Source organism: Campylobacter gracilis (assembly GCF_001190745.1).
GTDB classification, from domain to species: Bacteria; Campylobacterota; Campylobacteria; order Campylobacterales; family Campylobacteraceae; genus Campylobacter_B; species Campylobacter_B gracilis.
Window position 1 is genome coordinate 861,195 of the sequence record NZ_CP012196.1, and the last position, 23,903, is coordinate 885,097.

The window sequence follows — 23,903 nt, forward strand, 5'->3', positions numbered from 1 at the left end:
GTACGGCGCGCCGAAATTTTATAAAATTTTAGCAAGAGATCGCTTCATAAAATTCTGCAAATTTCACGGATAGTCGCGTAAAATTTATAGTGCTAACTTGTAGAATTTGGGTAAAATTCCACAGCCTTACGCTACTTAAATTTTATGAAATTTTGCAGTTCACGCACGACGCGATAAATTGCATGGAGCTAAAACGGCAATCGCGCGATAAATTTCATAAAATTTAAGCAGAGAGGCGCGGCAAAATCCGATATAATTCCGCGAAATTTTATAGGATTTCACGAAATTCTAGCAGGCGCTCGTATGCACTTTGCGGCGCATGAGCAGTTTTACGATCGTAATTGCGCGGAATTCTAGCAGGCGTTCATAGCGCGTGCCTGTGTGATTTTAGAAAAGGACAAAAATGGAGCTTGAACTTTGGCAGTTTGCGGTGCTTTTTGCGGCGGCGTTTTTCGGCGGATTTATCGACTCGATCGCGGGCGGCGGCGGGCTGATTTCGCTGCCTGCGCTGCTTGCCGTGGGTATCCCGCCGCATGTAGCGATCGCCACAAATAGATTTCAAGGCAGCTTCGGAAGCTTCACCGCCGCTTTAAATTTCATCCGCAAGGGTTACGTCGATGTGGCGGAGATCTTGCGCGGCGTGGTTTTTACGTTTATCGGCGGACTCGTCGGCGCTTATGTCCTGCTTCTAATCGATGCGAAATTCCTAAACTACCTCATTCCGATCCTGCTACTGGCGCTTTTCTTTTATATGATTTTTTCGCCAAACCTTGGCGAAGCGCCCGCCAAACCCAAGATGTCAAAAAAGAGCTTTTACGCTATTTTCGGGCTTGTTTTGGGCTTTTACGACGGATTTTTCGGCCCCGGTACGGGCTCGTTTTGGACGTTTGCGCTCGTAGGAATTTTAGGGCTTTATATGAAAAAGGCGGTCGCGCACACGAAGGTTTTAAATTTTACCTCAAACATCGTCTCTTTAGGCGTTTTTATCATCGGTGGGCAAATTTTATGGCTCGTCGGAGCGGTGATGGCGGTCGGACAGATCGCGGGCAGCTTCGCAGGTTCAAGTCTAGTGATGCGATGCGACGTGAAATTCGTGCGCAAGATGCTTCTGTTCGTCGTTGCCGCGACGATTTTAAAGCTACTTTACGGACTGATTGCAAATTGATACAGACCGATTGAAGGCCGATCGCAGACCAATCTCAAGCCAAAATCATAGAATTTTATACAGGATTTCGTATAAAATTTCACGTAAAATTTTATGAGCTTTCGCTGATCTATTTCGATGACGCTGATCTTGCTGCCGCAGTAGCGCAGATCTTGTTGTAGGGTCGCGCCAGTCTCGCTTCGATGGCGCCGATTTTACCGTGGCGTTGTGCTAATCTTGTCACGACTACGCTAATTTCCCGCTGTTGTGATGTTGATTCTGTTGCCGTTGCGTCGGAGGTCTCGCTTGTCGTGAGGTCTTGATTTTATTATTTTGGTAGCGTTAATTTTGCTCCGCTACATTGACGACTTCGTTACTGCGCTTGCTATTGCGAGGATTTTAATTGCGTTGCGCGGTGTCGCACTGATTTTTTATAACGGCGCTGTTCTTTCTGCTGCGATGGTAGTGATTTTGGCGCTGCTTTTACCGCCCCACCGCCGGTATCACTACCGTGGGCGGCTTGGTTTTGCTGTCGCGACATTGATGGTCTTGATGGTGCAAGGATTTGATTTGCTGTACAACGATGCCGATGAAGTTTCGTCCATTCGCATCGGCTAAATTTAGCCGCACTGTCTGTATCTATTTCGTCGTATCGCCATGCATTCATTCGATATCGCCGATAGAGTCGTCGTATTGCCGAGCGCGCGGCATTATAGTGCTCGCATTGATGAAATTTAATCGGGCACCGTCGCGCACGCCCCTTTCCCGCTTACTCGCTTTTTAAAATACACGCCACCGTTAGCGAGCCGTTTTGCTCGCCCGCGCTCGTGCCGACAGTTTAACCATTTGCTGTGCAGATTCGCCGCCGTGCCCGTATCGATTAAATTTAGCCGCACTTTCACACGCTGTTTTGTTGCGCCCGTTAGCTCTTTTAAATTTGCCGTTTCGCCGCCACGGCTCGCTATTCTGCGCTAGCTTCTAGCCATATTGTCCGCTATATTTGTGCGATAAATTTAACCGCACCGCTGCGTCTGCCGTTTCATTTTGCTATCGTAGGCGAAATTTTGCCTATCCATGCCATTTAAATTTGCCGTATCGCTACGTATCTGTTTCGCCTCGCCCGCCGAAATTTAGCAACCTCTCGCGCCAATTAAATTTCATCGTACCAGCCGCATCCACGCCCGCCCGCTCGCGAAATTCCGCCGCCTAAAACAAAGTTAAAATATTTTGCGATAAAATGGACGAAATTTTTCACAAAGGATTTAATATGCAGATTATTTCGACTCCTGATGCGGCGCAGGCCATCGGACCGTACTCTCAGGCGATCAAGGCGGGCGGGTTCATCTTTACCTCGGGACAGATCGCGCTTAAGCCCGACGGCGAGTTTGTCGCGGGCGGCGTGGAGGCGCAGACGAGGCAGGTTTTGCAAAACCTCGCCGCGATCCTGAAAGAAGCGGGCGCGACGCTGCAAGATGCCGTCAAAACGACGATTTTCCTAGCCGATATGGGTGATTTTGCCGCGGTGAACGAGATATACGCAGCGGCATTCGGCGAGCACAAGCCGGCTCGTAGCACGGTGCAGGTCGCCAAACTCCCCAAGGGGGCGCTTGTGGAGATCGAAGTAATAGCGCTGGCTAGGGCTTAGCGCTAAATTTAGGTCGCTAGGGCACTGGGAGCTCGTATTTGTGGTTAAAATTTAGACGCGGGCTGCTCGAAATTTAAACGGCTTGCTTTGGTTTTGAAGCTGCGTGCTTTTAAATTTAGATTTTCAAAGCCGCGCCAAATGCCCGTGGATCTATGCAAACAGCGCGTCTTGGCGCTGCTAGGGCGTTAAAATTTCTCGCTCAAAATGGGATCAAAACGATAGAAAAACTTATTCGAAAATATAAAAATATCACGGCCTCGGGGTGCAGCGATATAGAGCCCGCATGGATCGCGTAGGCGCAGCGGCGGCTCGGTTTTGCGCTGCCTGTGAGTTACAAGCAGATGCTGCTAAGATACGCTAGCGTGAGCGCGGCGCGGATCGAGCTAAAAACGATCGCACCGCCCAAGTTTGCGGATAGTGCCGACGCCGACATCTGCTACACGTATGAGGTAAATCTCAAAAACGGGCTATTCGCCGCGGACGAGCTTGTGTTTTTGCAGCTCGAGGACGAGGAGTATTATTTTAAAATTTCGCCCGCAAGCGACATAGCGGACGGCTTGCCAAACACGGCGCGCGGCAAGACGGCGGAGAGCATGAGCGGCGAAGCTGCGGGCGCGACGGCGCGTGATACAGTGGTAGCGACGGTAGCCAACGGTGCGGAAAATAGGGCATCTGGCGACGAAGCGCGCGCGGAGAGATCGCCGGATGTGGCGCGCAATATTAATGCAGAAGCACCAGATGAAACGACGTGTAAAACAGCGGGCGCAACAACAAGCGAAGCGGCGGACGAGGCGGCAAGCGGAGCGACGAAAGAGATAGCGAGCGAGCGGGCAGGCGCCGCGCCGTGCGAATACAAAGTCTATGTGCGCGACTACGCGGAGGGCGAGGATAGGCTTTTCGCGGACGATTTTTACGGGTTTTTGGAAAAATTTTAAGACGAAATTTAACGCAAAATTAGGAGTGATAAATAGGACTGTTTGATATTTTTAAAAAGCAAAAATTTGACATCGATGTGCGTCCGGACGGCATTTTCATCGGCGGCGTAAATTGCGAATTTGATCTGGCTAAGCTTAACGAAGCTTTGGGGCAGCCGCGCGTGATCGATGACGGAGAGGGCAAAAGCCGCTATTTTTGGGATGAGGCGGGGATTTTCGCCTTCGTGCGCGCAGGCGAGCTAGCAGAGCCGAAGCTTACCGAGATGATTTTGATGCTTGAGGTCGCAAAGGGCGTGCAGCACGAGGTTCCGCACAAGCTATACGGCGGCGCGTTCACGCTAGAGGGCAGACCGCCGCTTGAGGCCGTGCCGGAGCAGGAGCTGCGCGGCGCATATATATTTTTGGAGCTTAGCCTGGGCAAATTCGAAGTCTCACTAGCTCTAGCCGAGGCCGTGCAGGAGCGCATAGGCGCGATGGACTTTGCCGAGCGCTTCGCTAAGCGCGACACCGACGAGATTGCAGACATCGTGCGAGCTGCGAAAATGCCGATAGGGCGCGTCTGCATCAATCAAAAAGAGAAAAAGGTAAAACGAAAGCCGAGCGATAAATTTAAGCTTCCGCGCGCGGCCGGCGAGACACTAGCGTTTAAAAATTTAAATTTCAAAGTCGCCGTGATGAACGAACTGATGTACGAAAAAGCCCTACTGGAGCCCAAATTTGACGTGTTTGAGTACTGCGAGGAGCGCGGCATCGATCCGTATGCGGATTTTGGCGCCCTGCCGCAAGCCAAAAAGTGGTTTAAGGACTATCCGGTCCCCGCAAATCTGGCGGAGCAGGTTAGCGAGCTCTATCTTGACGGCGGAAACGAAATTTATCTGCAAATCGCGCCTGATTGGGACGGCGAGGATGAGCTTTTCGATATCAAAAACATTGACGCCGCCGAGCTTGCGCAATTCAAAAACCTTAAGAAAATCGAAACGACCGGCATCGACATATCTAAAAAGGCGCGAAAAGCCTGCGCAGATGCGGGGATCACGGTAGTTGATTGAGCGCGGAAGTGGACTTTGAGCCATACAGCGCGCGGTTTTAAAAAAGCCGAAATAGGCTTTTAAACGCTTTATAAATGCGCATTCCAGCGGGCATTCGGATGCGTTTTAAAAAGCTGAAGTAGGCTTTTAAACTGCGGTCGCGCTCTTAAAAGGTTGTAATTGTTACTATTAGACGACATAGTTTTATTTGAGAAAGAACTAGCGTCGCGCTCTTAAAAGGTTGTAATTGTTACCGCGCCGCAGAAAATTCCACGCAAAATTCTACTTATAGCGAGCGCTATGAATGAGCTTTTAAAGGCGGTAGGTAAGGCTTTGGCGCTTAATTTGGCGCGCGTTAAAAGCTTTTAGGAGCTCGTTTGCAGCATAAGAGCTGCGTCGCTGAATGCGCGAGATGAAGTGTCACGCGAGTAAATAATTTTCTTTTTGGCTTTTATAGAAAATTCGCTGCGAGCAAGAGAGTTAAATTTACCGCTTTTAAATTTTAAAATTTACAAAGAGCGTAGCGCGCGGCTTTGAATGTGCGATTAAATTTAGATTTCATATAGATTAAATTCTAAGCGCGGTTAAATTTGCGTTTTTAATTTTGCTTGCAGCCTGTGTCGCACTGCAAAACAGAGTGCGAGAACAGATTGTGTTTGCGCGCGCGGCGCGGATTAAATTAAAATTTCGGCTTTGAAATTTAACCTAAATTTACGGCTCGCACTTAAGAAGTGGTTTTGCGCGCTAATCGCGCTAATACCGAAAGCCTAAAAGATCTTTTACATGCTCAAGCAAAAAAGTATTTTGTAGGCTGGCTCGCAAGAAAGCGTTTTTTATAAGCTGATTGATGGGCTAGAAAGTGCCTTGAAAGCTAGCGTTAGCGGGTTTATAAAATTTTTGAGAACTCGTACCGGAGGGCGTATTAAAGCTAACGAGACGCGGCGCTGCTTTGCTGATCTTATAGCGCCGCTTAGAGGCTAAATTTCATAGCCGCATAAAGCTGTCGTCGTAGCTGCCTTCTAGCTTGCGGCGCATGTCCTCGCGCCATTTTGGCGTAAGCGTCGTAAGCAGGTTAAATTTTGCTAACAGCCCTTTATCGATACGCTCGCCGTAAAATAGACGGTTGAGCTCCATTATACTCATCGTAGCGGGATCGCGCTCTACGACGTAGATCTCGTCGCCCGCGCGGCACGAGCCCGCCTCCAGCACGCGGTAGTACCAGCCGGTAAGTCCGCTACGAGCGATTTCCGCCGTCATCTTCGCATTGCCCCAGCGCATCGAGAGCTTGTAGCAGGGCTTGCGCGGCTGGCTTACTTGCAGTACCAGCGAGCCTATGCGGTGCACATCGCCGATGCATACGTTTTGCTCGTGTAGTCCGCTGATCGTGAGGTTTTCGCCCATTGCGCCGTAGGCTAGGTTTTTAAGCCCCAAAAACCTCTCCCACGCGGCGTAATTTTGCAGCGAGTTGGCAAAAATCGCCTTTTCCTCACCGCCGTGATGCAGCGTATCGGCTACCGCATCGCCCTCGAATCCAAGCTCATTCGCGCGCACTTCGTCCGCTCTAGCTTGCTTGAATATCGCCGTCTCCCAGCGCTTTTTTAGAGGCTGCGTAGCGTGCTCGTCGCCGTAAGCGTGCGGTTGCCCGGTCAGTAATGCCTTTAAAACGGGCATTTTTTGCTCCTTAAAATTTGCATCCGTTCTCCTTAGATCATAAAATTTAGGCAAGGATTTTAGCGCGAAAAGAATTTTAAAATTCTAAATTTTAAGATGATTGCGCGCTAAAATCCAAGTACAGGTTTGAAATTTAGCGCGCGGCGTTATTTGTAGTCGTTCGCGTCGTAACTTTTGCCGTCGTTAAAGTCGCTCAAAAGCCGCACGACGACGGGGCTAAGTAGGATGATCGCGATTAAGTTTGGGATCACCATCAGTCCGTTAAACATATCCGCTAGCCCCCAGACTAGGTCGATCTTTTGCACGCTTCCTATGAATACGAATGCGACGACTAAAATTTGCAAGAGCTTGACGAATTTTGCGCCCAGGAGGTATCGCACGTTGATTTCGGCGAAGTAATACCAGCCCAAAATCGTGGTAAATGCGAAGAAAAACAGGCAGATCGCCACGAAGCCGTAGCCGCCGCTGCGACCCAAAATCTGCGATGCGAAGGCTTCCTGCACCAGCGAGATGCCCGAAAATACCGCCTTGCCGTTTTCGAAGGTGACTACGTCGGTACTGAGTACGACAAAAACGGTGATATTAAGCACGATGAAGGTATCGACGAAAACGCCCATTATGCCGAGCACGGCTTGATCTACGGGGTGTTTGACGTTCGCTGCGGCGTGTGCGTGCGGCGTCGAGCCCATACCCGCTTCGTTTGAAAAGAGCCCGCGCGCGATGCCGTATCTCATCGCAGTAGCGATCGTAGCGCCCGTAGCGCCGCCCCAAGCAGCCGATGGATCAAATGCGGCTTTGAATATCAGCGCGATGACGGATGGAATTTTATCGAAATTTGAGCCGATGATGACGAGACCTACCAGCACGTAGCAGATCGCCATTAGTGGCACGACCTTTTCTGCTACGCGTGCGATCGCTTTGACACCGCCGAAAAAGATGACGCAGCAGATGAGCGCCAATGCTGCGCCGCTCACCCACTTCGGGATTCCAAATGCGCTGCTAAAGCCGTCTGAGATGGAGTTTGCCTGCACCATATTACCCATGAAGCCCAAAGCAAAGATGATGGCTAGCGCAAAAAACGCCGCTAAAGGCTTGGCTAGGGGGTTTTTAAGTCCGCGACTGATGTAAAACGCGGGCCCTCCGATCATATGTCCGCTGTCGTCCTTGGTGCGGTAAATTTGCGCGAGGCAGATCTCGGCAAAATTCGTCGCCATGCCTAAAAACGCCGCGCACCACATCCAAAATATCGCGCCCGGCCCGCCCATCACTAACGCAGTGCTGGCGCCTACCAGGTTGCCCGTGCCGACTTGCGCCGCGATCGCCGTGGCGACGGCTTGGAACGAGCTCATGCCGCTTTTACCCGCAGCCTCGCCGTGCAGGGAGAAGTTGCCGAAAAGCTTGCGCGCACCCATTCTAAATTTAAAAATTTGCACTAAATGCAAGCGTGCCGTAAAATACGCGCCGGTGCCGCAAAGTAGGGCGATCAGAAAATACGGACCCCACAAAAAGGAGTTGATCGCGTCAATTGTGGCAGTGAGTTTGTCGAGAAAATTTTGCATGATCTTTTCCGTGAATTTAAGATGCGAAAATATATTTTAAAAACTCTTAAATTCCTATAAATCGAGAGAAATTTAAGCGAAATTTTAAAGCGTTTTTATAATTTTACTCAGCATTAAGCAAAGCGGTATGTGCCGTTTGCTCTGCATGCCAGCTTGCCAGATAAGCAGCTTAGAATTCCCGCCTTAGCTGTCGAAATTTGCAAAGCAATCAACTGAAATTTTAGGCCTATTCATCACCGCCGATTTTGAAAACGAACATCTTGCATGCGTTGCAAAAGGCGGGTATCAGACTAAAGAGGCGCGCTTTAAGGCTCCAGTGCTCGCGATACATTTTCATCATCGCGGCTTCTTTTATAAAGCGGATACGCTCAGGCTCCCAGCTCTGCACCTCTGCGCCGCCACTGATACCCATTTTAAAGGGCGCGTTTTGCATATGTCGCATCGCATCGTGGCGCTTGGAGTCGAATTTTCTTATCGAAAACTCGCTCATAAAATCACTCAGCACGTAGCCGCTAAATTTTTGCGAAAGCGCGATAAAAAATTTCTTAAATTCCTCCTTTTCAAAATACATACTCACGCCCTCTAAGATGAAGATGTAGCCCATGCTGCCGTGCTTTGCGACTAGCTCGTCCATCCACGAGGGATCTAGCATCGAGTAGGACAGGCTGAAGTTATTCTTTGCTTTGGGCAACAGCTCGTCGCGCACGGAGATGACGTCGGGCAGGTCGAGGTCGTAAAATAGGGCGTTTGGTAGGGCCTTTTGCAATCTAAGCGGGCGAGTGTCGAGTCCCGCACCGAGCTACACGATGATAGGGCGATCAAGCTCTGCTGCGAGCCGCAGCGTCTCGTCGTCAAAAAATTTCGCGCGTATCACGGTACCAGTTTTGCTAAGGCGCGCGTCGTCGAATTTCGCAAAATCATAATCGATCTGCTCTACGACGGCGCTTGAAAAGGGATCGTTTAGGATCGGACCCCTGTCTTTGAAATCCAAATGGCGCATATAGACATTGATTAGCAGCGTCTCGGAGACGTTATTTTTAAAATTTAACTTTTGCATAAAGTGCCTTTCTTGCAGTATCGTTGCGAGCAAAATACTGCTTATTTTTAATATGCATTATTATATCCTTGCTAAATAAAATTTCAATAAAATGATATGAATTTTTATTTAGAGACAGAATTTTAAATTCGTACCGCGGGTTTTGGCCATAATATTGTCGCGTAAAGCTCATAAATTTTTGAAATTTTACGCTATGCAAAGCGCGGGTAAAATTTAGAATTTTAAAAGCTATAAAATTTATTAGCTCCGGCGACCTAGATGCGCAATCATAGTGCGAATGGTAAATTTCATCCGTGCAGCTTTATCTTTGTCTAAATATTTCATTGTATAATTCTTAGCTTTTGGAGGTTATATGGAAAAATCGCGGCTGGGACTACTGCAAACCGAGGCTATCGCCACGCTTAGCGACGAGGAGCTTGCAATGTTCGAGCACCAAGTCATCAAAAAAGGCTATGTTTTTTATAGCGAAGCGCCTAAAGTTTTTATTTTTAAAAGCGGGCAGGCGAAGCTTTCGTTTTTTGAAGACGGCGAAGAATTCATCATCAACTACCTAAACAAGGACAATATTACCATTCTTAATGAAATTTGCGCGCTTGAGTTTTTAGAGGATAGCGAGATTTACACGATCGATGCGAGCGGACTAGGGGAGATCTTGGCAAATCGCAGCTTTTGCGAGGCATATATAAAAATTTTAACAGAGATAATTCTGCTGCAGCGCAAAATCACGCGCTCTATACTTTTTGAAAATGCAAAAGGGCGCATCGCGAGCTTTTTGATCGAGCTTGCAAACGAGCAGAATTTTCATCAAAATGGCTACAAATATGTCTTTTTGCCCTTTTCGCTAAAGGTGCTTTCATCCTTTGTAGGGCTCAAGCGTCAAAGTGCGAGTACCGCGTTTAACGAGCTTGTAAAAGATAACGTAATTCAAAAAATTAGCCAGCACGAGTTTTTGATCCTGGACTACGACAGGTTGCTTAGCTACTGTGTTTAGGCGCGGACTAGAGTTTTGAGAGCATTGTGCGGCTTACGTTACGGCTTAAGCGCGAAATTTTGTCTAAAGTTACGGCGTAGAATTTTACCTAGATTTACAGCGTAAAATTTTTATCAAGAGCTTGGTTTTGGAATTTCATCCCGAATTTCGCTTAGGATTTCGTCTAAAATTTTAACTTATATAAAATTTGGGTTTGTGACCTCGTTTAAAATTCTGTTTTGAATTTACTTAAAATTTTAACACGTAATTCGCTTTTTGATTTTATCCTCTATCCTAAAACGCGAAGCTTTGGAATTTTAAATTTAGCGGCAATATGAAATTTAAAATTTTAAATCGAGCTGGAATTTTATGTGTTGCAATGGAATTTAAAATTTTGGATCGAACGAAATTTTACGCATCAAAATTTAAGAAACTAAAAATGCGCGGCAAAGTGCCGCGCCGTATTTTGATTATATCGTGCTGAAGCGCGGTAGATTAGTCTTTCTTTTTCATATCGTATTTATTTACCATAAATCCGACCAAGCCTACGAAAAATAGACCACCGCAGATGTTACCTAGCGTAACCGGGATCATATTTTTAACGATGAAGTTTCCCCAGTTTATTGAATCTATTTGAGCCGCCGTTACGCCGTGAAGCGAGCTTGCAAGAGCATTTACATCGCCACCCGCAGCCGCAAGATAGTGGCCTTTAGCGATGATGCCTTCAGTTAGGATAAACATATTTGCCACGCAGTGTTCCATCGAGCAAGCTACGAATGCGCCGATCATCCACATAATTGCAAAGAATTTACCCGATAGATTGCTCTCGCTGGTCGCAGTCCAGATAGACATACATACAAACACGTTACAAAAAATTCCGCGGATGAATAGCTCATGAAAAGGTGCGTTTATTTTGCCTGCTGCTGCAGGAATGAAGTGCTGCAAGATGTAGCCATCATATTTAAGCGGAAGTCCTGAGTAATAATACATATACGCGATTAACGCGCCACCTACAAAGTTAAAGCACCAAACGATAGCCCAATAGCCGATAGTTTTACCTAGCGGTAATTTGCCATCGGCGGCAGGTACGCCCGTTAAAACCGAGCTAGTAAATAGATGCCCACCGTAAAAAACCACCATCATCAGACCGCAGCTAAAGGTAATACCGCCGATGAAATTCGATAAGCCAATAGATTGCTTTTCAGCCATCCCGACGGTCGAGTGAGCCCAGAAAATATCGCCCATAGCGATTGCAGCGCCCGCCATTATAGCTAGAAAAATTATGCTAATTAGCGGGGTATGCGCCTTGTGTTGCATCGAACTAGACACCGCTTGCGCGGTTTCTGCAGGATTTAACATTTACTCCTCCTCATTTAAATTTGAATCAATTTCTAAGATACGCTCATAAGCTTTTTGCGCACTTTTTTTTGCGCTCTCGCTTAGCCCTTCTTTAAAATCAAGGACGTTATCGAGCAGCACACTTATGCCCAAAAACAATGTTTTTGGGCAAATTTTGCGCAGATAGCTTAGAAGCACCGGCGTAGGTAGGTTATGCGTCGAGTAGATATAGTCGCGATCGTTGCTAAGATCAAAGAATTCTATCTTATCCTCATCAAAGCCGCTCATCGCATCTACTACGATCAGAATTTCAGGGGCGAATTCCCTAAGGGCCGCAAATTCGTTTTCGGGCACATCCTGCCCATAAAAAACGTGCCAGTCTTTTAAGTTCGCCTCGACTATTCGCCCCGTTTCATTGCCCACGTCGTCGTCGCCGCGAAGGGGATTGCCGATACAAAGCAACGCCTTTCGCATCAAAAATCCTTTCTTAGCACGAAGTATCCTTCGCGCATATTTTTTAGCAGATCTTTAAGCTCACATTCGCAAAGCTGAGGGATTAGCTTGGCTGCGTGCTCGGCAAAAATTTCAATCTCGAAATACTTGCTTAGGTTACCGATCTTAAATTTAACGTAGTCGCCCGAATTCTCGATGATGCGTTTAAATTCTTCATCGTCTATCTCAAGCACCTTTTCGCTAAAATCGATCGTACCTACGCCGTGACCGACGCAGGTGGAAAAAACCTTGATATCCTTTAGCTCTTTGGGTAAATTTTCGTTTTCGTCCATATGCCGCTTTGTAAGCTTAAAAACCTCAATCATCGTTTACTCCAGACCTCTTTTTGCGGATCGATTTTAAATTCCTCCGTAGCGCGGGCGTATTTTAGATATACGTCATTGTGCAATAGTGCCATACACTCCGCGTATCTAGGATCTTCTTCGGTGTGGATAGCGTTAAGTAGAGCCTCACGAGAAGCTTTTGGATCGTGAACGTCAGATGAGGTTTTGATCGCATCCATATATTTTGCAAATAAAACTCTTCCGAAAATATAGCTCATCAGCCTTTTTGCCTCGGCTTGCAAGTCGCGCTCGAATAAAATATCGCCGATGACGGATCTCTCAACCGGTGGCGGAAGAGTGCTATCTTGCTCGTAGCTCTTCTTTTGAAGCTTTTGATCAATAATGCCAAGTGCCATGCCAAGACCATAGATGATGCTAGCAGGATGCGGAGGGCAGCCGGGGATATAAACATCTACCGGTACAATCTTATCGATGCCGCTCCATACGCTATATGCGTCGTGAAAAATTCCGCCAGTACTTCCGCAGGCTCTCAGAGCTACTACAATCTTTGGATCGGGCGCAGCCTCATAAGCGCGAAGCAGTGGATAATACATTTGGCGAGTAACCGGACCGGTGCAGACTAAGATATCTGCGTGACGAGGGTTGGCTACGAGTTTAAAACCAAAGCGCTCCGGATCCCACATCGGCGTGATAGAAGCAAAAATTTCGATTTCACAGCCGTTGCAACTTCCGCAATCGATACGATAAACGCTGAAGCTTCGTTTGATATTTTTCAAAAGCTCCAATTTTGCGGTTAGATCGTTTGCGTTTTTAATATTTTCGGGGACTTGATACAAACTCATTTTATTGCCTCCTCTAAGCCTTTAGTCATTCTCTCAACCGCTTGAGCTTTTTTGCATTCAGGACAGATATAGAGATATTTTTTAGCTTCTTCTAATCTGCCTGGGAGCAAATTTGCCGTACTTAGCTTTTCTAGCGTGTAGTTGATGAGCCTTTTTGGGGTCATCGGCTTGCCGCAGCAGCTGCATTTCTCCATCTCGAGCTCGCCGTGTTGGATAAGCGCGCTTTTGTCAAATTTTACCGCTAGCTCAAAGCTATTGCCTAGCCTTACCGCTCCTGTAGGGCATACCTCGTCGCAGCGACCACAAAATATGCAACGCCCGCAATCAAATTCCCAAATTAGTTTAGTTTGGGCTTCGTTCATCTTAAGCTCAATCGCATTGGATGGGCAGGCGATACCGCATGCAGCACAGCCTATGCAAAGCTCGTAGGTGTATTCAGGTTGCCCGCGAAAATTCTCGGGCACGATGTATGGCTCAAACGGATAAGCATAGGTCGCCTTACCATATTTTTCGGTAATGTCGAATAATTTCATCATCTTAAATCCTTTTTGCTAACCTTGCCGTCTTGGCAAAATTTCTTAAGGTCTTTTTCGGTTAGAATTTTACTCTTTCCGCTATTAATATCGACTAAAGTTACGCGCTCGGTGCATGAGTAGCACGGATCCATCGAGCATACGATTAGCGCCGCATCGGAGATGTTATTTCCACGGAATTGAAATCGCAAGCTCGGCCAGTTATTATACGTAGCGGCGCGACATCTCCAGCGGTAAACCTTCTGAGCGTTGCCTTGCATGATCCAGTGGACATTTTCGCCGCGCGGTGCTTCGTCGTGACCTAAAGCGTAGTTTTCCGGTCTGATCATAGTCTGTGGATCGATCATTATCGGAGTTTGCGGCATTTGATGCAAGCACTGCCTGATGATGTGGATCGATTGTTTAAGCTCTTTATATCTTACGACTTCACGGCTGAATACATCGCCACCGTGCTCTACGGCTACTTCGAATTCTATCTTGTTGAAGAAATCATAAGGGTGATCGTAGCGGTTATCGCGTTTAAAACCGGAAGCTCTCATATTTGGACCTACCGGGCTAAAATCACGCGCCACTTTGCGATCTAATACGCCCACACCTTTCCAGCGACCGATTTGGCGTTTATCCTCCATAACGGCGTCCCAAATTTCAGAAATTTGAACATCGAGCTTGTTGATGATCTCGATGCTCTTGCGAATTTCATTATCGGTCATATCGCGGCGAAGTCCACCCATAATGACGTTGCCATAAGTCTTGCGGCCGCCGGTTACGAGCTGAGCTAGCTCCATGGAGTATTCGCGCACCCTAAAGATATGCATAAAGGCGTTGTAGTTACCTGTTACCTCGCAGGCTAGACCGATATTTAAAAGATGGCTGTGAAGGCGCTCGATCTCAAGACAGATGACGCGGATGGCTTGCGCACGAAGTGGAATTTCAAGCTTGATGGCTTTCTCTGCTGCTTCAATACACGCAATCGCGTGAGCGTAGCCGCAAATTCCGCAGACGCGCTCTGCTAAATAGCCCATCTGATCGTAATTCATTCGGTTTTCAGCTAGCTTCTCCATACCGCGGTGTTGATAAAATAAGCGGTAGTCCGCATCGATAATCTCATCGCCGTCGCAAAATAGTCTAAAGTGTCCCGGCTCATCGCTCGTTACGTGAAGAGGTCCAAGTGGAACATCTACTACGCCATCGCCGCTAGGAAATAAAAACTCTGCATTAGGCTCGTCTTTATGATCTACAGGATCGGGCCTATAGCGGTAGTCCATCGCGTCTTTGCGAAGCGGATGAAGTCCATCCGGCCAATCGTCGCTTAACACCAAACGGCGTTTATCAGGCAAGCCCTCAGCGATTAAACCAAACATATCGAAGGCTTCTCTTTCGTACCATACGCAAGCAGGCACTAAAGGAGTAACCGACGGGAACGTAGGATCCGATCCGGGAATTAGCGTTCTAACGGTGATGAAGCATTTATCCTCTGCGGCGAAATCCTCCGCTTCGGTCATCTTACCACCTTCCATAGATATTGCATAGTAAAGCGCGAAATTTCCGTTTAGCTCGCGCTCATCGTTAGGGATCATCGTGCTGATAAAACCGCCGATGTCATAATATAGGGTCTTAACCGCAAGCGGCAGATCATTTCTATCCACTAAAACGGTGATTTGATCCTCGGCTTGGCGGGTAACTTCTAAGACCTTAACTTTGGTCTTTAAAATTTCTATAAATTTATCGCCTCTCATTTTTAACCTCTCATCATTATTCTAACGCCGTTTTCGACGAGCATCCAAAAATCACCTACGTGCCATACGCCGAAAATTATCACTAAAGCGCAAAGCAAGATTAGCGGTAAATTTTCAAACAAGCTCATCTCTTTAGCATAAACCACTTCACCTTTAGGTGTACCGAAGCTCGCTAGATTAAAGTGCGCGAAGTCCGCGATGAAAATAATTACGAGCGCGATTGCAAATAATGCTACGGCTATGTATTGACCGCTAGCTATCGCGCCTTTGAAAACGTTAAATTCGCTTACAAAGATCGCAAACGCAGGAACGCCTACGAGCGAGCAAACCGCAGCACCAAACATTATCGTAGTAAGCGGAGCGATTTTTACCATACCGCCCATTCTAGACATATCTTTGTGACCGTAAATTCTAGCGATATTGCCGGTAGAGCAGAATGCAAGAGCCTTGGTAAAGCTGTGAGCTAAGCAGTGAAAGATCGCGGCAAGCAAGCCGAAATATCCGCCGATACCTAGCGCAAATGCAATAACACCCATATGAACGACCGAGTGGTAAGCAAACATCCTCTTTACGTCGTGCTGGCGAACGAGGAAAATTCCTGCTATAAATAGCGTGATCGTACCGGAAATTAACATTACGGATTGAACAAAGTCAAAGCCTACGGCTTGAGCTGTGATAGCGTAATATCTAAATATCGCTAGCATCGCACATTTTAAAAGCACACCCGAAAGTAGTGCCGAAATCGGAGCCGGACCTTCTGCGTGAACGTCGGGAAGCCAAGTGTGAGTAGGAGCAAGTCCTGCTTTGGTTCCAAAGCCGATTAGAGCGAATATAAAGATAAGCTTAGCGGCATCGCCGTTTAAATTTTTGGCATTATCCATAATGCTCGTCCAAAGCATAGAAGCCTCGCCGTCGCCTGTAATTTTGAATGTAGCCGCATATAGTAAAACGGTCGCATAAAGCGCGAATGCTAAGCCGATCGAGCAGATGACGATATATTTGTAACCGCTCTCGGTAGATTTTTTATCTTTATGAATAGCGACCAAAAATACCGAAGCTAACGTAGTAGCCTCTACCGCAGCCCACATAAACGCAACGTTGTTACAGATCACGCTAAGCGTCATCGTAAAAACGAAAACGTGGCAGAGCGAGTAGTATTTTCTTAGATCGCTAAGATCCAGATGACCGCCTTGTATCTCCCACTTCATATAGGTGGTGGAGTATAAATTCACCAAAAAGCCCGTTACGGCGATTAGCACTAAAAATACGCAACCTAGGCTATCTAGGAATAGGAATTTATCGTATGCATAAAACGCCTCGGCATTGCCGCTTAGAAGCTTGCCTACGTTACAGAGTAGCCCTGCGGAAGTAACTGCAGAAATCAAAACGTGTAGCGTGCTTAGGAGCTTGAAATTCTTAGGGCATAAGAATAATATCAGCGCTCCGAGCAACGGAAAAATTAATATAAAAGCTAAACTATTCATCATTAACCCCTTAAATTCGAAGCTTTAGACGTATCAAGTCCGTCATAAGCTTTGTAAAATCTAACCGCCAAAACGCTCATAATGATAACCGCAAAGATCGCGTCGGTTAAAATTCCAAGCTCGACTAGCTCGTGAGAGTTGTAAGCCATAAGCGCAAGGCTTAGGTGGATGCCGTTTTCAAATAGGCAGTAGGCCAGAATTTGCTTGATGAAAGAATTTCTTAGCATGAAGCCGAAAATTCCCATCATAAATACGGTTACTGCCGCTATTAGAACGATTCTTTCTTGAATAAGAGAGAATTGAAGCAAGATCGGATTGATTGTCATCGCAATCGCTAGCGAAAATCCCATCGCAATAACGGGGCTTACGAAAAAGCCGCCTACCGGCTCATCCTCGCTGATCACATCCAGCTTTTTAACTAGCCAAAATAAAATTCCAGGTACGAAAATAACCTTCGTAAAAAATGCCACTATCGCCCAAATTCTAAGCTGCGGCGCATTGAAGTTAGAATATAGCATAAAAAATATGCTTACCAAAAGTAGCGTCTGAATCGCGTAAATTCCGATCGAAAGCTTTAAATTTCTAAGTCCGAATACCGCGAGTGACGTTACGATCATACAAATTGCTAAAATATCGATACTATTCATCTTAAAATCCTACTACGTAAAGCGTTAATGCCGCAAAAGCGATGGCAAGAGCACCGCATGAAATTTTGCGCATGCTCGAAGTCATTCTAAAGCGCGGTCCAAAGTTGTCGATGAAAACGGCTGCTACGTAAAATACGCCGGTTTTTAGCACAAAGATTATGATTGCTAAAAGCGGATTGCTAAAATTCCACGGCTCAAATATCGTTAGGAATAATCCGATCATCGCAAATTGCTTCAAAATAAGCGCCGCTTGCACTAAGCCTAGATCGCTGCCTGCATATTCGCCCAGAAGTCCTTCTTGAAGCTCTTGCTCGGCTTCGGCAAGATCAAATGGCTTTCTGCCGGTCTCGACATACATACACCATAAAAATGCAATCGAAGCTACGGCAAAGCTTGGAATTTGATAGCCGATCTGACCGCTGCGTACCATCTGCTGGATCTCAACTAAATTTGAAGTTCCCGCAGCCATCATTACTACAATTAGGCACATCATCATAACAGGCTCGACAAAAACGGCAAGCATCTGCTCGCGTCCACCGCCGGTTGCGGCAAACGGGTTACCGCTGTCTATCGAAGCCGCACCGAATACAAAGCGCAAAAGCGCGCCTAGATATAGGATAACGAAAATATCCGAATACGCTCCGAAAAGGGTATCTTTGCTGTATGTAATAGGAATAGCCGCCAAAATCGCCGCCGAAGTAGCGAAAAGGAAAAACGGCGCCCATCTAAATACCCAGTGGCTGCACGCGGGAACGGTTCTGCCGCGCTTAAAAAGCTTAATAATATCGCGGTAAGTCTGGAAAAAATCGCTTCCTTGTTTCGACTGAAGCTTGGCTCGAAGTTTTCTCGCCATACCGTCGAAGAGTGGAGCGACTAGGACGATAACCGCGACTTGAAATATCATTAAAAATATAGTTTGTATAGTCTGCATCTTAAACCTCCTAGATCAAGAAAAAGCCCACGCCCAGTACGGCGCAAAGATAGATTAGGATGTAAAGCGTATATAAATTTGCATAGCCGCTTTGAATAATTCCTATCTTATCGGCGACCTTCTTACTCCAATCGATTACCGGTTGATAAATCATCGTCCACCAAATGTCTTGTGGGTGGTTGTGATACTCGATCGGTCCGAAGTAGCCGTTTTGCTCTATTCTGCGTTTATGACCTCTAAATAGCCAGTCCATAATCTTTCTTAAATCGCCGGTAAAAGGACCGCCGGTCATCTGCATGCGAGGGCTATATTTAAAGCCGCATGCCCAAGGATCGGTCTCGCGAGGTTTGTCACGATTTGCTTTCATAACTGCTAGGATGATAAACGGAAGCAGCATTGTAGAACACAAAATCACTGCAATAAGAGGAGTTGAAACGATACTTCCCAAAGGCGAAGTGATTGACGAAGCGCCTAGGCTTGCGACAAATTCTCTATTGGAAGTGATAGAATTTACCGCCTGCATTATGTAATCGACTATGAAGTGTGCGCCTACGCCAAATCCCACGCAGCCTATCATCAAAATGATCATTCCTAAAACCATTCCTAATGGGCTTTCTTTTGCGTTCTCCCAAATTTTTTCATCCCTTGGGGTTCCTGCGAAGATTACCGCATAAAGCTTAAGGTGCATACCGACCAAAACGCCGGTGAGTGCAAGAGCGACCACCGCTAAAGAGAAGGCGTATCTGATGAAAATTCCGCTTTCCTTAGCACCTTGAAGCATTCCTTGATAGGTAAACCACTCTGAAACGAAGCCGTTTACCGGAGGAAGCGCTGCGATACCCATGATACCGATAAACATACCGACAGCAGTTAGAGGCATTTTTTTAGCTAGACCTCCTAGCACGTCCATATTTTGCGTATGAGTAGCGTGGATTACAGAGCCTGCACATAAGAATAGCAAGCCTTTGAATATCGCATGGTTTACTACGTGGTAGCAGCCTGCTAAAAATCCGACTGCGGCTAGCGTTACATTGCCTGCTGCGACGCCGTAAATTCCGGTGCCAAGGCCTAGCAAGATAATACCGATATTTTCGACCGAGTGATACGCAAGAAGCGCTTTAAAGTCGTGCTGGCACAACGCGTATAAAACGCCAAAAAGCGAGCTGGCTGCTCCTAGGATCAAAACTGCAAGCCCAAAATAAATGCTTAGCGGTAAAAATAGCGTAAATTTAACAAGCGTAAAGAGCGCTACTTTAATCATAACGCCGCTCATCAGTGCAGAGACATTCGATGGAGCCGCAGGGTGAGCTTGCGGTAGCCAAACGTGAAAAGGCCACATTCCCGCTTTTGAGCCGAAGCCGACCAAAAACAAGATGAATGCTGCTACAGAAGCGCCCATCGGCATATTTACTTTTCCCCACTCTGCAAATTCGAAGCTTCCTGCGTAGTTTGCAATGATAAGTAATCCACAGGTGATACAAAATGCACCGATCTGCGCTATGCCTAGATATACCATAACGGCTTTGAGCGTGCCTTTGCCGTCGTTTACTATGATTAGAAATGACGAAATTAACGTCATAAGCTCCCATAAAACAGCGAAGCAAAATACATTATCTGCGCTGATGACTAAAAGCATAGATAAGATGAAAGTATTAAATAAACATGCAAAAACGCCGATATTTGCCTTTCCGATATATTCCTCAGCATAGCTCATACCGTAAACGCTGCTTGCAAAGCCTATAAAAACGACTACGAAGCTGAAGAAATTTCCAAGCGGGCTTAAAGCAAATTTTGGCGCATATAAGAAAGTACCGCCCAAAACGAAGCTATCACTTACGCCCATATTGGCTACGAAATGACACATCGCATAAAAACAGCTGATAGCACCTAATCCAAATCCCACCTTAACGGCAGTTTTTGGAGCGCAGTATAAAAGAATACTAATTACTGCACTGACGATAAATAAAGTATAGACGCTTATCATTTTGCGCCTCCTTCTTTTTTGGCGACGCAACTGATTTCGCCGTTTAATACGTCTTTTGCAAAAGCATTAGCCGCATCGTAGTCTATCGCAAAGCCCAATTTATGCTTACCCTCTTTAGGATCTATCATAATGATAGCGCTAGTTGGGCAAACCTCGACGCATGCAGGACCATTCTCGCGTCCGTTGCATAGATCGCATTTGATGGCGGTGCTTTTGGCGCCCGCTTGGCTTTCGATCTCGAGATAATACTTCGGCTCGACCGCATAATTTACTGACGGCATAAGCTCGGCATTCGAGCTGATCGCGCCATAAGGACAGGCGAGCGTACACATCTTACATCCGATGCAAATTTCTTCGTGCAATTCAATATAGTTATTATCGAAGCGAAGCGCGCCGGTAGGGCAGACATTTGCACATGGTCCGTCATCGCACTGCCTGCACTGCGTAGGCATAACGCCGTAAGCCTGTCTAAGCACGGTAAGTCGCGATTTAGCAAGCTTGCCGCGCTCGTAGGCACTTGAGTAACAGGCCGCCATGCACGTCGTGCAACCGATACATCGTTTGTAATCACAGATTACAAATTTATGTTGTTTCATACCTTTCTCCTTGACTTAAGGAATTTTAAAAATTTTTTACTAAAAATTTTGGTGTAATTATATTTAAGTCCGCAAAAAAATTCCGTCATTTATCTGACGATATTTGGAATTTATTTGATAAATTTGCTTTCAAAGCTTAAATTTAAAAACTAATTTCTTTTTTAAACCGGTTCATTGATTATTTGCTTTAAAAGTCTAGTATATCAGTATTAAAGTATATTTTAAAATTTAAATTACTACTTAAATTACCCCAACTTACTCCTAATTATGATTGAAAAATTCTTTTAGCTTAAGGCAAAATTTCAATTTTATTTTAGGTAAGAATTTATATAATTGTGCCGAAATTGCATATATGGTAATTTTGCATGTTTAGTATTTTCGAAAGGAGAAAATATGGCGAATAAAGGCAAGGTCATATGCCCTTATTGTGGCACAGGCTGTCAAATTGAGCTGACTGCGGAAGACAACTATATCAAATCCGCAACCGGCGTAAGCGACAACCCCGTAAATCAGGGTTGTTTATGTTTGAAAGGTTATTACGGATGGAATTACGTAGGCTCTAGAGATAGGCTTACTACTCCGTTAATTCGTAAAAAGAATGGCAAATTTAGTAAAGACGGCGATTTGGTCGAGGCTAGCTGGGACGAAGCGCTTGATTTGGTTGCTAAAAAGATGCTAGAAGTCAAAGAAAAATACGGCGCCGACGCGATAGCCGGAAACTATTCTGCACGCTGTACGCATGAGGATAACTACGTAGCGCAGAAGCTACTTAGAATTTTAGGCACGAATAATATCGATCACTGCGCGCGCATTTGACACGCTCCGACTGTGGCAGGTCTTGCCAAAACAATCGGTAACGGAGCGGCTACAAATAGCTTCACGGAGATCGGAACTCACAGCAACTGCATTATGATGATCGGCTCAAACCCTGAAAACGGCCACCCGATCGTAGCTATGCACGTTCAAAGAGCGTTAAATAGAGGCGCTAAACTCATCGTCATCGACCCGGTTAAGACGGAATTTGCAAATCGCGCAGATATCCACCTCCAGCTTGAGCCGGAGCACAATATCCCAGTCATCAATGCTCTAATCCATGCTATTATCGACGAGGATTTGGTAAATCACGAATTCGTTGAGAAATACACCAAGGGCTTTGAATATGTAAAAGAGGCGGTTAAGGATTATTCGCCCGAAGCCGTAGCCAAATACACTAGGCTAAACGCCGAGGATATTAGAAAAGCGGCTAGAATTTATGCTACTACGCGACCTGCGGTTATCACGCACGGCATGGGTGTAACTCACTTCAACCACGGCGTAGGCGGAGTTTGTGACATTTCAAATTTAATGCTCGTAACGGGCAATGTGGGCGAGCTCGGAAGCGGCGATCTACCGATCCGCGGACAAGAAAACGTTCAAGGCTGCTGCGATATGGGAATGCTTCCTAACGTATTTACCGGCTATAAAGCCGTAACCGACGAGAGTGCCCGTGATTGGTTTGAGCGCCAGTGGAATTTACCAAAAGGTCATCTAAACGGCAAGATCGGCATTCATAAAACCGAAGTGCCTGACGCAATTCTTGATGGTAGGGTAAAATTCTTCTGGACGATGGGCGAAAACCCGGTTATGACCGATCCGAACGCAAACCACTTCTTGCGCGCGATTTCGCAGGTAGAGATGTATGTGATCCAAGATATTTTCTTAACCGAGACGAGCCGCAAAGCAGATGTTGTGCTTCCTGGAGCTTGCAGCGGCGAGAAAGAGGGTACTTACACCAACGCCGAGCGCCGCGTACAGCACAGCGAGATCGTCGTAACGCCTCCGGGACAAGCTAGACAAGACTGGGCTATCATCTGCGAGCTTGCCAGACGTTTAGGTCTAGGAGATTATTTCACATTCCAATCTCCAGAGCAGATTTGGGAAGAGGTGCGCAGGGTAGCTCCACACAACTACGGCGGAATGAGCTATTACCGCATCAAAAAATACCACGGACTTCACTGGCCGTGCCCTGATGAGAATTCTATGGGCGGACCTGCATTGTATCTTGATAAGAAATTCTTTACCCCGGACGGTAAAGGAAATTTCGTACCAGTTCTATTTGTGGATGATAAGAGTAAGATCGAAAGCGCCAAAGAGGAATTTGCAAAACGTATGAATATGCCGAAAGATTATCCTGTAATGGCAGGCTCGGTCGATGAGAAGACCGACGAGGAGTTCCCAATCCAGCTTCTAACTACGCGTAAGGTTTACGAGTACGCAGGAGGCGCGATGACTAGGCGCTCTAAGACCGTCGAGCAGGGCGGCGACGCGATAGGACCGATTGCGGAAATGAATCCGAAACTCGCCGAACGATATGGAATTTCACAGGGAGATTTCATCGTCGCGTGGAGCCGCTACGGCTATATCGCGATCAAAGCGGACATTACCGAGTGTATAATGGATGGTATCATTCAGATGTCTTATCACTACTGGGAGAGCTGCTGCAACGAGCTAACGAGCGGCGGCTGGGATCTTATCGCCAAAACGCCTACGTTTAAGGCGGCGATTCAGATTAAAAAGATCGACGAAGAGGAATTTTTGCGTATCCGCGAACTTAAGCGCATTAAATTTCAAACCAATAAAGTCGTTTACGACGACTTCCACCACCATCCGATTAAATTCTAAGAATTTAATCTTATCCGTAGATTCGGGGCTATGCTCCCGAATCTATTTTTTAACAATCAATTCAAATAATATGAAATTTTTAGCGATCTAGCCGTCTTGTGATATTTTAAATACGCCTCTTTGCGTGGTCGCACTATTGATAAGAGAGCGATTGAAATTTATCTGCTATTGTATTTAATAGATGCGGCGGCAGAGACCAGGCATTCGTGATTTGTCAAATCCTAATAAATGTAGTCTCAATAAGAGCGGCGCAATGGAGTAAATTTTAAAGATAAGCATGATAATAAGGCTATTTTATTGCGACAAATCTTACCAAATTACATTATTGATTAAATTTTAGCGTGC

At 46.3% G+C, this 23,903-nt stretch carries 21 protein-coding genes and 1 pseudogene; 7 read left to right on the plus strand and 15 right to left on the minus strand.

All coding sequences use genetic code 11. The annotated features are described in order from the left end of the window. Positions 1 to 403: 403 nt before the first annotated feature. From CGRAC_RS04470 to CGRAC_RS04490, 5 genes are all read left to right on the plus strand, one after another. Positions 404 to 1,165, plus strand: coding sequence for a TSUP family transporter (locus CGRAC_RS04470; protein WP_005871942.1), 762 nt, complete (start codon positions 404 to 406; stop codon positions 1,163 to 1,165). Positions 1,166 to 1,477: 312 nt separating this feature from the next. After that, positions 1,478 to 1,762, plus strand: a complete 285-nt coding sequence (locus CGRAC_RS04475; RefSeq protein ID WP_040304071.1) for a hypothetical protein — start codon at positions 1,478 to 1,480, stop codon at positions 1,760 to 1,762. Between the two features lie 649 nt (positions 1,763 to 2,411). After that, positions 2,412 to 2,789: a RidA family protein gene (locus CGRAC_RS04480; protein WP_005871936.1), complete on the plus strand. Its 378-nt coding sequence runs from the start codon at positions 2,412 to 2,414 to the stop codon at positions 2,787 to 2,789. Between the two features lie 326 nt (positions 2,790 to 3,115). Beyond that, a complete protein-coding gene (locus tag CGRAC_RS04485; RefSeq protein WP_005871930.1) occupies positions 3,116 to 3,724 on the plus strand; it encodes a hypothetical protein in 609 nt (202 codons plus the stop codon). A 77-nt stretch (positions 3,725 to 3,801) separates the two neighbouring features. Then, entirely contained in the window at positions 3,802 to 4,773 is a 972-nt protein-coding gene (locus tag CGRAC_RS04490) for a DUF6892 domain-containing protein (RefSeq protein WP_005871928.1), read from the plus strand. A gap of 963 nt (positions 4,774 to 5,736) precedes the next feature. Here CGRAC_RS04490 and CGRAC_RS04495 read toward each other — a convergent pair. The 4 genes and pseudogenes from CGRAC_RS04495 to CGRAC_RS11505 form a co-directional block, all read right to left on the minus strand. After that, positions 5,737 to 6,423, minus strand: a complete 687-nt coding sequence (locus tag CGRAC_RS04495) for an MOSC domain-containing protein (protein ID WP_040304069.1) — start codon at positions 6,421 to 6,423, stop codon at positions 5,737 to 5,739. A gap of 146 nt (positions 6,424 to 6,569) precedes the next feature. Beyond that, a complete protein-coding gene (locus CGRAC_RS04500; RefSeq protein WP_005871922.1) occupies positions 6,570 to 7,982 on the minus strand; it encodes an alanine/glycine:cation symporter family protein in 1,413 nt (470 codons plus the stop codon). Positions 7,983 to 8,208: 226 nt separating this feature from the next. Beyond that, positions 8,209 to 8,769, minus strand: a pseudogene (locus CGRAC_RS11500) (class I SAM-dependent methyltransferase); the annotation flags it as partial. A gap of 12 nt (positions 8,770 to 8,781) precedes the next feature. Then, positions 8,782 to 9,039: a hypothetical protein gene (locus tag CGRAC_RS11505; protein ID WP_005871919.1), complete on the minus strand. Its 258-nt coding sequence runs from the start codon at positions 9,037 to 9,039 to the stop codon at positions 8,782 to 8,784. Between the two features lie 352 nt (positions 9,040 to 9,391). Here CGRAC_RS11505 and CGRAC_RS04520 point away from each other — a divergent pair, with 352 nt between their 5' ends. Continuing rightward, positions 9,392 to 10,030, plus strand: coding sequence for a Crp/Fnr family transcriptional regulator (locus tag CGRAC_RS04520; RefSeq protein WP_005871915.1), 639 nt, complete (start codon positions 9,392 to 9,394; stop codon positions 10,028 to 10,030). A gap of 474 nt (positions 10,031 to 10,504) precedes the next feature. On the opposite strand, the gene CGRAC_RS04525 is transcribed toward CGRAC_RS04520, so the two are convergent. From CGRAC_RS04525 to CGRAC_RS04575, 11 genes are read right to left on the minus strand one after another with little or no spacing between them, the layout of a single operon-like run. Beyond that, entirely contained in the window at positions 10,505 to 11,368 is an 864-nt protein-coding gene (locus CGRAC_RS04525) for a formate/nitrite transporter family protein (RefSeq protein WP_005871911.1), read from the minus strand. Continuing rightward, complete coding sequence (locus CGRAC_RS04530; protein WP_005871909.1) at positions 11,369 to 11,821, minus strand: hydrogenase 3 maturation endopeptidase HyCI; 453 nt, start codon at positions 11,819 to 11,821, stop codon at positions 11,369 to 11,371. Further along, on the minus strand, positions 11,821 to 12,165 hold the full coding sequence (locus CGRAC_RS04535; RefSeq protein WP_005871907.1) for a formate hydrogenlyase maturation HycH family protein: 345 nt from the start codon (positions 12,163 to 12,165) through the stop codon (positions 11,821 to 11,823). Before CGRAC_RS04535 ends, CGRAC_RS04530 begins: the two co-directional genes overlap by 1 nt. After that, positions 12,162 to 12,986 carry an NADH-quinone oxidoreductase subunit B family protein gene (locus CGRAC_RS04540; RefSeq protein WP_005871905.1) on the minus strand — a complete coding sequence of 275 codons (825 nt, stop codon included), beginning with the start codon at positions 12,984 to 12,986 and terminating at the stop codon, positions 12,162 to 12,164. The genes CGRAC_RS04535 and CGRAC_RS04540 overlap by 4 nt, the downstream gene beginning before the upstream one ends. Continuing rightward, positions 12,983 to 13,522, minus strand: a complete 540-nt coding sequence (locus tag CGRAC_RS04545) for a formate hydrogenlyase complex iron-sulfur subunit (protein WP_005871902.1) — start codon at positions 13,520 to 13,522, stop codon at positions 12,983 to 12,985. The genes CGRAC_RS04540 and CGRAC_RS04545 overlap by 4 nt, the downstream gene beginning before the upstream one ends. Further along, entirely contained in the window at positions 13,519 to 15,255 is a 1,737-nt protein-coding gene (locus CGRAC_RS04550) for a hydrogenase large subunit (protein ID WP_005871901.1), read from the minus strand. The genes CGRAC_RS04545 and CGRAC_RS04550 overlap by 4 nt, the downstream gene beginning before the upstream one ends. 2 nt (positions 15,256 to 15,257) lie before the next feature. After that, positions 15,258 to 16,739 (minus strand): hydrogenase 4 subunit F, encoded by a 1,482-nt coding sequence (locus CGRAC_RS04555; RefSeq protein WP_040304067.1) that lies wholly within the window; start codon positions 16,737 to 16,739, stop codon positions 15,258 to 15,260. A gap of 2 nt (positions 16,740 to 16,741) precedes the next feature. Further along, the gene (gene hyfE / locus CGRAC_RS04560; RefSeq protein WP_005871898.1) at positions 16,742 to 17,386 is read right to left on the minus strand and encodes a hydrogenase 4 membrane subunit; all 645 of its coding nucleotides are present in this window, start codon (positions 17,384 to 17,386) and stop codon (positions 16,742 to 16,744) included. A 1-nt stretch (position 17,387) separates the two neighbouring features. Further along, positions 17,388 to 18,317: a respiratory chain complex I subunit 1 family protein gene (locus tag CGRAC_RS04565; protein ID WP_005871895.1), complete on the minus strand. Its 930-nt coding sequence runs from the start codon at positions 18,315 to 18,317 to the stop codon at positions 17,388 to 17,390. A gap of 10 nt (positions 18,318 to 18,327) precedes the next feature. Next, positions 18,328 to 20,301 (minus strand): proton-conducting transporter transmembrane domain-containing protein, encoded by a 1,974-nt coding sequence (locus CGRAC_RS04570; protein ID WP_005871893.1) that lies wholly within the window; start codon positions 20,299 to 20,301, stop codon positions 18,328 to 18,330. Next, positions 20,298 to 20,897: a 4Fe-4S dicluster domain-containing protein gene (locus tag CGRAC_RS04575; protein ID WP_005871891.1), complete on the minus strand. Its 600-nt coding sequence runs from the start codon at positions 20,895 to 20,897 to the stop codon at positions 20,298 to 20,300. The genes CGRAC_RS04570 and CGRAC_RS04575 overlap by 4 nt, the downstream gene beginning before the upstream one ends. A gap of 393 nt (positions 20,898 to 21,290) precedes the next feature. Between CGRAC_RS04575 and CGRAC_RS12920 the strand changes: the two genes are divergently transcribed. Next, on the plus strand, positions 21,291 to 23,558 hold the full coding sequence (locus CGRAC_RS12920; protein WP_081451731.1) for a molybdopterin oxidoreductase family protein: 2,268 nt from the start codon (positions 21,291 to 21,293) through the stop codon (positions 23,556 to 23,558). The last annotated feature ends 345 nt before the right edge of the window (positions 23,559 to 23,903 follow it).

Bases quoted from the DNA above. Each gene is read 5' to 3' on its own strand.
- CGRAC_RS04470 (WP_005871942.1), top strand. From the start codon at position 404: ATGGAGCTTGAACTTTGGCAGTTTGCGGTGCTTTTTGCGGCGGCGTTT.
- CGRAC_RS04480 (WP_005871936.1), top strand. From the start codon at position 2,412: ATGCAGATTATTTCGACTCCTGATGCGGCGCAGGCCATCGGACCGTAC.
- CGRAC_RS04495 (WP_040304069.1), bottom strand. From the start codon at position 6,423: ATGCCCGTTTTAAAGGCATTACTGACCGGGCAACCGCACGCTTACGGC.
- CGRAC_RS04500 (WP_005871922.1), bottom strand. From the start codon at position 7,982: ATGCAAAATTTTCTCGACAAACTCACTGCCACAATTGACGCGATCAAC.
- CGRAC_RS11505 (WP_005871919.1), bottom strand. From the start codon at position 9,039: ATGCAAAAGTTAAATTTTAAAAATAACGTCTCCGAGACGCTGCTAATC.
- CGRAC_RS04520 (WP_005871915.1), top strand. From the start codon at position 9,392: ATGGAAAAATCGCGGCTGGGACTACTGCAAACCGAGGCTATCGCCACG.
- CGRAC_RS04525 (WP_005871911.1), bottom strand. From the start codon at position 11,368: ATGTTAAATCCTGCAGAAACCGCGCAAGCGGTGTCTAGTTCGATGCAA.
- CGRAC_RS04530 (WP_005871909.1), bottom strand. From the start codon at position 11,821: ATGCGAAAGGCGTTGCTTTGTATCGGCAATCCCCTTCGCGGCGACGAC.
- CGRAC_RS04535 (WP_005871907.1), bottom strand. From the start codon at position 12,165: ATGATTGAGGTTTTTAAGCTTACAAAGCGGCATATGGACGAAAACGAA.
- CGRAC_RS04540 (WP_005871905.1), bottom strand. From the start codon at position 12,986: ATGAGTTTGTATCAAGTCCCCGAAAATATTAAAAACGCAAACGATCTA.
- CGRAC_RS04545 (WP_005871902.1), bottom strand. From the start codon at position 13,522: ATGATGAAATTATTCGACATTACCGAAAAATATGGTAAGGCGACCTAT.
- CGRAC_RS04550 (WP_005871901.1), bottom strand. From the start codon at position 15,255: ATGAGAGGCGATAAATTTATAGAAATTTTAAAGACCAAAGTTAAGGTC.
- CGRAC_RS04555 (WP_040304067.1), bottom strand. From the start codon at position 16,739: ATGAATAGTTTAGCTTTTATATTAATTTTTCCGTTGCTCGGAGCGCTG.
- hyfE (WP_005871898.1), bottom strand. From the start codon at position 17,386: ATGAATAGTATCGATATTTTAGCAATTTGTATGATCGTAACGTCACTC.
- CGRAC_RS04565 (WP_005871895.1), bottom strand. From the start codon at position 18,317: ATGCAGACTATACAAACTATATTTTTAATGATATTTCAAGTCGCGGTT.
- CGRAC_RS04570 (WP_005871893.1), bottom strand. From the start codon at position 20,301: ATGATAAGCGTCTATACTTTATTTATCGTCAGTGCAGTAATTAGTATT.
- CGRAC_RS04575 (WP_005871891.1), bottom strand. From the start codon at position 20,897: ATGAAACAACATAAATTTGTAATCTGTGATTACAAACGATGTATCGGT.